Consider the following 6,240-nt stretch of genomic DNA (forward strand, 5'->3'; position numbering starts at 1 on the left):
TCCCGCTGTAGCTACTCGATGACCGACGATCTTCGCTCGCCGAGCCGGCGGCGACTGCTCGCCGTCTCGAGTTCGGTCGCGGCGCTCTGCGTCGCGGGCTGTCTCGACGATGACGACCCGACGGGTACCGACTCCGACGACGACCCGACGGACGACGCGACCGACGACGAACTCGACGATGGCGAATTCGACGACGACCTGGTGGACGAGCCGTTCGACGACACCGACCACGAGGTGGACGTCACCGAGTTGCTGGTCTACGAGCGCGACGGCGAGCAGGTCGCGAATGCCCACGCCGGTCACTGGCACTACGAGACCGAAACCGGCGGGCTGCCGGCGATCGAACCGGGATCGACGATCGAACTCGAGACCGTCTTCACGAAAGACGGCGAGGAACTCCCGCTGGACGACGAGTCGTACCGACTCGGCGTCGAACTCGACGAGGAGGAGCCCAGTGAGGTCGTCAGCGTCGACGTCAACCCCGCGACCGTTTCGCTTTCGGGCGAGCAAACGGGGGAGACGGCGACCGTCTTCCAGTTGCTCGAGGACGGCGACGTCGTCTGGGAGGCGCCGCCGATCGATACCCCTGTCGCGGAGTGACGAAGCCGAGATCGCCCGACCGCACGGGACTGTTTGGCACCGTGATACGCCCCGAGAACAGTAGGTTTATCAGTCGCACGGGGGAACTCCTACCTAAGATTACTCATCGTCTTATGGCAGGAACTCAACAACCGGAGGTGAACATCGGACTCGTCGGCCACGTCGATCACGGCAAGACGACGCTGGTGCAAGCTCTCAGCGGCTCGTGGACGGATCAGCACTCAGAGGAGATGAAACGCGGGATCTCGATCCGACTGGGCTACGCGGACGCGACGTTCCGCCACTGTCCCGACCTCGAGGAGCCCGAACGCTACACCGTCGATCAGGAGTGTGCGGACGGGTCGCCGAGCGAACCGCTGCGAACCGTCTCGTTCGTCGACGCGCCGGGTCACGAGACCCTGATGGCGACGATGCTCTCGGGCGCCTCGCTGATGGACGGCGCCGTACTGGTCGTCAGCGCCAACGAGCCGGTCCCACAGCCCCAGACCGAGGAGCACCTGATGGCACTGGACATCATCGGGATCGACAACATCGTCATCGCCCAGAACAAGGTCGACCTCGTCGACTCCGAGCAGGCCCGACAGAACTACCAGGAGATCCAGGAGTTCGTCGAGGGCACCGTCGCCGAGGACGCGCCCGTCGTCCCCGTCTCGGCCGGTCAGGAGGTCAACCTCGACCTGCTGATCCAGGCGATCGAGGAGGAGATCCCGACACCCGAACGCGATCCCGAGACCGACGCCCGGATGCACGTCGCCCGGAGCTTCGACATCAACAAACCCGGGACGACCGCCGCGAACCTCGCCGGCGGCGTCCTCGGCGGCAGCCTCGTACAGGGCGAACTCGAGGTCGACGACGAACTCGAGATCCGTCCCGGTCGCGAAGTCGAGGAGGGCGGCCAGACCGAGTACGTCCCGATCCAGACGACGGTTCGATCGCTGCAGGCCGGCGGCGCCGACGCGGAGTCGGTCACGCCCGGCGGGCTGCTCGGGGTCGGAACCGGACTCGATCCCTCGCTGACGAAAGGCGACGCCCTCGCGGGACGGATCGCCGGCCCGCCGGGGTCGCTGCCGCCGACCTGGGAGCAGTTCACGATGGACGTCGACCTGCTCGATCGCGTCGTCGGCAACGTCGAGGAGACGAGCGGACCGGGCGACGCGGCCGACATCGACGAGATCAGCACGGGCGAACCCCTGATGATGACCGTCGGCACCGCGACGACGGTCGGCGCGGTCACGAGCGCCCGCAGCGGGGAGTGCGAGGTCAAGCTCAAACGCCCCGTCGCGGCCGAACCCGGCGCGAAGATCGCGATCAACCGCCGGATCGGCGCCCGCTGGCGACTGATCGGACTGGGAACGCTTCGCGAGTAAGACGACGACAGCGCCATGAGTACCCGGGTCGCCCTCGACACGAGCGCGTTGATGATGCCGGTCGAACTGAACGTCCGGCTGTTCGACGAACTCGAGCGGCTGATCGGCTCCGCCGAACTGGTGGCGCCCCAGCCCGTCATCGAGGAGCTCCGTCGGCTCTCGGAGAAGGGCGGCACCGAGGGAACCGCCGCGTCGGTCGGCCACGACCTGGCGACCGAACGCTGTCTCGTCGTCGACACGGAGGAATCGTACGCCGACGACGCCTTAGTCGAACTCGCCCGCGAGGGAAGCGTCGACTACGTCGTCACGAACGATCGCCCGCTGCGCGACCGGGTGCTCGAGGCGAGCATACCGGTACTTGCATTACGCGGGAGAAACAAGCTGGCAATCACTCAACCATAGATGTACAAACGGGTCAAACTGAAGGATACGGTCGAAGTACCGCCGAAAGCGCTCGGTGACGTCTCGCCGAAGCTGGTCAAGCAACTGCTGCAGGACAAACTCGAGGGTCGGATGGACGAGCAGGTCGGCAGCGTCGTCTCGGTCACCGAGGTCCACGATATCGGCGAGGGAGCCGTGCTCCCGAACAAGCCGGGCGTCTACTACGAGGCCGAGTTCGACGCGGTCACGTTCGATCCCGACATGCAGGAGGTCGTCGACGGTACGATCGTCGAGGTCGTCGAGTTCGGCGCCTTCGTCGGGATCGGCCCCGTCGACGGGCTGCTCCACGTCTCCCAGATCTCCGACGAGTACCTCGCCTTCGACGGCGAGAACCAGCAGCTCGCCTCGAACGAGTCCAACCGCACGCTGGGCGTCGACGACGCCGTCCGGGCCCGTATCGTCACCAAGAGCATCGACGAACGCAACCCGCGCGACTCGAAGATCGGCCTCACCGCCAAACAGCCCGGACTGGGCAAACACGGCTGGCTCGAGGAGGACCACGAGAAGCGCGAAGCGGCCACGGGTGAGTAACGATGGCATCCGATCGACTCGTCTGTCGCGAGTGCCACCGAGTCAACGATCCGGACAACGACACCTGCGACTCCTGTAACTCCTCGTCGCTGACCGAGGACTGGGCGGGCTACGTCGTCATCGCCCACCCCGAGGACAGCGAGATCGCCACGGAGATGCAGGTCACCGAGCCCGGCGCGTACGCGCTGAAGGTCCGGTAACGTGACTCGCGACGACGACGGCGGCCCCGATCGCGCGGACGAGCAGCTGCTGGTTTTACCCGACGAACTCCGCCACGAGCTCAAGGAGCCGATGGGTCCGATCGAGACCGACGCCGACGTGTTGCTCGAGGACGTCTCGGGACCGCTGATCGCCGTCGGCGACGTCGTCACCTACCACATCGTCCGCGCCGGACGCGACCCCGACGTCGCGCTCGTCGACGAGCGAACCAAACGCCAGCTCGTCGAGGAGGAGATCCGCGAAACCGTCACCGAGCGAGTGAACGTTGAGGCTCACAATCCGCCCGCCGAACTCACCGCCGACGTCCTCGAGACGCTCCGGGCGAGTCTCGAGCGCGAGGAGCCGACGACGGTCCTGGTCGACGGCGAGGAGGACCTGGTCGTGCTCCCGGCGATCATGGTCGCGCCCGACGGCGCCAGCGTCGTCTACGGCCAGCCCGACGAGGGGATGGTCCACGTCGTCGTCGACGACGAGGTGCGCCGGGAGGTCCGAGCCCTGCTCGAGCGCTTCGAGGGCGACCAGGAGCGGTTCTGGGAGCTGCTCGAGGCGTAGACGGAGTCGGAGACCCATTCTCGGGTGCTCGCAGTTCGTCGCTGGAAGCTGTGTGTACCAGTAGAAAGTAGTACGAGTTCGTTATTCAGAATTAGGCAGTTCGGTCACTACATATTCGTGTAGAGCGTCCGGCGTTGTATCTGCAGCCTCAACCAACCACCCCCGGGTGGGACTGAAAGGGGCTGGCGTTCTCGACCGTTCCGACGACGCAAGCACGCGACTGCAAGGAGCGCGCAGCGAGTCAGAACGGTCGAGAACGCCAGGGGCTTTCGCGGTAATACCGACAGAAGCAGACTCTGCTCGCACGAACACAGGGAGTTTCCACATCCTCCCCAACCGATTCGTTCGTTCGTATCCGCTCACTCACTCATCCCTCGCACGGCATCGGACTATCGCTCGCTGTTCGCTCGCGATAGTCCAGCGCGCGCCACCGCGGTCAGTTGGTTCGAGAGCGGTATCGATTTCACTGAAATCCGGCCCGACGGACGGACTCCACGTCCGATTGCTGTTGGGTCGATTCGTCTCGAGTCCGCCGACGGTATCGAACGACTCGGAGTCCTACCGCCCGAGCGCCGCGTTTCGGCCGTGTGACGTGAACACGGGCACCCCCGGTGAGCGATACTCGAGACCTTCTTACCGTCCGAGCGAGACGGAGGGTATATGTACGATTTCGTCGTCGTCGGCGTCGGCCCCGCCGGCGCGCGCTTCGCCCGGCGGGCCGCCGAGCGCGGCCACGACGTCCTCGCCCTCGAGCAGGGGACGATCGGCACGCCGCTGGCCTGCTCGGGCCACGTCAGTACGGATATCTGGAGCGTGACGGGCGAGTGTGCCCGCGAGGAGCTCCTGCAGAACGAGATCCACGGCGCGCGCTTTCACGTCGGCGGCCCCCGCAGCGACGCCTACCCCTTCTACAAGCGCGAGGTCGCCTCGAACGTCATCGACCGCGTCGGGCTGGATCGCCACCTCGCCGACCTCGCTCGCGAGGCCGGCGCCGACGTCCGGGAGCACCATTCGGTTACGAGCGTCACGGAACGGCGCGACCGCGTCGAGGTCGTCGCGAGCGGTCCCGACGGCCCCACGACGTTCCAGGCGAAGATGGTCGCAGGCTGTGACGGCCCCCGATCGCGGGTTCGCCAGGAGCTCGGCCTCCCCGAGCCCGACGAACTCCTCCACGGCGTGCTCGCCTTTTCCGAGGAATCGGACCACGAGGACTTCGTCGACGTCCACCTCACCCCGCCGACCTTCTTCGCCTGGCGGATCCCCCGCGGCGAGGCCGGCGTCGAGTACGGCCTCGCGGCCCCGCCGGGCGTCGAGGTCACCAAGCACTTCGAGGAGCTGATCGACGGCTACGAGATCGACGTCGCCCACCGCTGTTCGGGTGCGATCCCGATCGGCCCCGCGGATCGGGTGACGAGCCGTCGGGGATTCCTGATCGGCGACGCCGCGGCCCAGACCAAGCCGTTCACCGGCGGCGGGATCCTCTACGGGACGACCGCCGCAGACCACGCCGCCCGCGAGATCGACCCCGAGCGCCCGACCACCCTCGCGGCCTACGAACACGCCTGGCGCGAGGATCTGAAACGGGACCAGCAGCTCGGTCACTGGCTCCGCCGGGCGTACTCCCTGCCCGAGCCGATCCAGCGCGTCGGGCTGAGCGCACTGTCGGGCGAGATCGGCGTCCACATGGATCGACCCACGTCGCTCGTCTCGCCGACCCACCTGAAGGCGATGCTCTCGAGACTGCGCCCGTGACTTCCGCGAGGCGTCGCTCGAGCGTGGCGTCCCGGAGCCACAGGCGACGAACCGAAGTCCCTCGTCGCGAAACGCTCGAGCGATGACCGGGCGGCTGGCGGCCATGGCCGCGCTCGTCGCGAGCGCCCTCGAGCGGCTGGGGATCATCGATGCCCAGCGGCTGCGTCCGACGGTGGAGCTGGCCTGGCCCCGGATCGTCACCGGGGTCGCGATCATGTCCAAGCAGACGGCCGACCTCGCGATGGTCGGAATCGCCGTCGGCACCGCCGGAACCGCGGGCCTGGCGTTCGCGCTGGCCTACTGGGAGATCGTCGCGATGCTCGGGCTCGGACTGGCTGGCGGAACCGTCAGCCTCGTCTCCCAGAACTACGGCGGCGAGGAGAACGAGCGGGCGTCACTGGTCGTCAGCCAGAGCGTCCTGCTCGCGATCGGTATCTCGTTGCCGCTCGCGGCCGCGTTCCTCCTCGTTCCCGATCGGCTGATCGGGCTGTTCGGCGCCGGCCCCGAGTCGCTCGCCCACGGCAGCACCTACCTCGTCTACGTCGCGCCCGCCGTCGTCTTCGAACTCCTCAACCTGATCGCCAGCCGCACCTACACCGGCGTCGGCGACACCTTCACCGAGATGATGGCCCGCGCGGGCGGCGCGGTGCTGAACATCGTCCTCAGCGCGCTCTTCATCTTCGGCCTCGATATGGGCGTCGCGGGCGCCGCGCTCGGGACGACCCTCTCGACGGGGTTCGTCACGGTCGTTCTCGGGTGGGGGATGGTCGGTCGCTCC

At 67.3% G+C, this 6,240-nt stretch carries 8 protein-coding genes; all 8 read left to right on the forward strand.

The features are described 5' to 3' along the window. Positions 1-18: 18 nt before the first annotated feature. Positions 19-600 (forward strand): hypothetical protein, encoded by a 582-nt coding sequence (locus ACNA7R_RS06345; protein ID WP_416282718.1) that lies wholly within the window; start codon positions 19-21, stop codon positions 598-600. A 113-nt stretch (positions 601-713) separates the two neighbouring features. Next, positions 714-1,967 carry a translation initiation factor IF-2 subunit gamma gene (locus ACNA7R_RS06350; RefSeq protein ID WP_416282719.1) on the forward strand — a complete coding sequence of 418 codons (1,254 nt, stop codon included), beginning with the start codon at positions 714-716 and terminating at the stop codon, positions 1,965-1,967. Positions 1,968-1,982: 15 nt separating this feature from the next. After that, complete coding sequence (locus tag ACNA7R_RS06355) at positions 1,983-2,369, forward strand: PIN domain-containing protein (protein ID WP_416282720.1); 387 nt, start codon at positions 1,983-1,985, stop codon at positions 2,367-2,369. Beyond that, positions 2,370-2,939: a DNA-directed RNA polymerase gene (locus ACNA7R_RS06360; RefSeq protein ID WP_416282721.1), complete on the forward strand. Its 570-nt coding sequence runs from the start codon at positions 2,370-2,372 to the stop codon at positions 2,937-2,939. It abuts the gene before it with no gap. A 2-nt stretch (positions 2,940-2,941) separates the two neighbouring features. Further along, on the forward strand, positions 2,942-3,139 hold the full coding sequence (spt4, locus tag ACNA7R_RS06365; protein ID WP_293029736.1) for a transcription elongation factor subunit Spt4: 198 nt from the start codon (positions 2,942-2,944) through the stop codon (positions 3,137-3,139). 1 nt (position 3,140) lies between these two features. Further along, positions 3,141-3,710: a GTP-dependent dephospho-CoA kinase family protein gene (locus tag ACNA7R_RS06370; RefSeq protein ID WP_416282722.1), complete on the forward strand. Its 570-nt coding sequence runs from the start codon at positions 3,141-3,143 to the stop codon at positions 3,708-3,710. 660 nt (positions 3,711-4,370) lie between these two features. Continuing rightward, on the forward strand, positions 4,371-5,462 hold the full coding sequence (locus tag ACNA7R_RS06375; RefSeq protein WP_416282723.1) for a geranylgeranyl reductase family protein: 1,092 nt from the start codon (positions 4,371-4,373) through the stop codon (positions 5,460-5,462). An 82-nt stretch (positions 5,463-5,544) separates the two neighbouring features. Beyond that, positions 5,545-6,240, forward strand: a 696-nt coding sequence (locus ACNA7R_RS06380; protein ID WP_416282724.1) for an MATE family efflux transporter, incomplete at its 3' end; no start/stop codon positions are given.

Source organism: Natronococcus sp., assembly GCF_047921035.1.
Classification (GTDB): Archaea; Halobacteriota; Halobacteria; order Halobacteriales; family Natrialbaceae; genus Natronococcus.

What these genes read in the sequence shown, in the direction of transcription:
- ACNA7R_RS06345 (WP_416282718.1), top strand. Translation starts at nt 19, where the DNA reads ATGACCGACGATCTTCGCTCGCCGAGCCGGCGGCGACTGCTCGCCGTC.
- ACNA7R_RS06350 (WP_416282719.1), top strand. Translation starts at nt 714, where the DNA reads ATGGCAGGAACTCAACAACCGGAGGTGAACATCGGACTCGTCGGCCAC.
- ACNA7R_RS06355 (WP_416282720.1), top strand. Translation starts at nt 1,983, where the DNA reads ATGAGTACCCGGGTCGCCCTCGACACGAGCGCGTTGATGATGCCGGTC.
- ACNA7R_RS06360 (WP_416282721.1), top strand. Translation starts at nt 2,370, where the DNA reads ATGTACAAACGGGTCAAACTGAAGGATACGGTCGAAGTACCGCCGAAA.
- spt4 (WP_293029736.1), top strand. Translation starts at nt 2,942, where the DNA reads ATGGCATCCGATCGACTCGTCTGTCGCGAGTGCCACCGAGTCAACGAT.
- ACNA7R_RS06375 (WP_416282723.1), top strand. Translation starts at nt 4,371, where the DNA reads ATGTACGATTTCGTCGTCGTCGGCGTCGGCCCCGCCGGCGCGCGCTTC.